Origin of the sequence: Undibacterium umbellatum (genome assembly GCF_014284125.1) — a bacterium.
GTDB classification, from domain to species: Bacteria; Pseudomonadota; Gammaproteobacteria; order Burkholderiales; family Burkholderiaceae_D; genus Undibacterium; species Undibacterium umbellatum.
Genome location: NZ_JACOFX010000061.1, coordinates 1 through 749 on the forward strand (window position 1 = coordinate 1; position 749 = coordinate 749).

Annotated in this window: 1 pseudogene; it reads left to right on the top strand. The window is 55.5% G+C overall.

What is annotated here, in order from left to right:
• Window positions 1-749 (top strand): annotated as a pseudogene (locus H8L47_RS29160) (hypothetical protein); the annotation flags it as partial.

The following is a 749-nucleotide window of genomic DNA, read 5'->3' on the forward strand; positions in this document are numbered from 1 at the left end:
GAAAACATCACCCTGGTCGATGCTGACACAGAATCCAACACAGTTGCTCTGGCCAACGTTGGCGCCCACACAGGCACCATCACCATCGGTACAGCAGCAGGTGCTGGCGCAGCAGGCGGCTTCATCAACCTCGACACAACAGTCGCTGGTAACGGCGGTCTGTATCGTATCGACACAACAGGTGCAGCAGCAGCCAACATCGCTGGCGTACAAGAACTGTCCCTGACAGCTGGCCAAATCAAACTGGTCGCAGCAACAATTGATGCATCCGCAGAACTGGCTAACGTCAACGTTCGCGTATCCACAAGTGGTGCAGCCAACGGCGCGCAAAACATCAAGATGGGTGCAGGTAACGACACAGTCGTCTTCGACAACATCCAAGACACACGCGCTGGTTTGACCATCTCCGACACCGTAGCCGGTGGCGCAGGTACAGGCGACACACTCGTCATCGACGGCGACCTGACAGGTGCAGCACTGGGCGACACAATCGCACTGGGCGCGTCTGAATGGACGAACGTTTCCGGTTTCGAAACAATCCGCCTGGTTGGCACATCCAACAATGCTGGTGTAGCTGGTGCTGGTAACTACCGTCTGACATTGACCAATGAACTGATCGCTGCGAACAACAACGCAGGCGTTCTGGCCATCGTTAATGACAACGACACAGCCAATGATGCATCCAATGCAGCAGACACAGCTGGTACAGCCATCGAAAGCGCAGCAGTTATCGATGCACGTGCACTGAG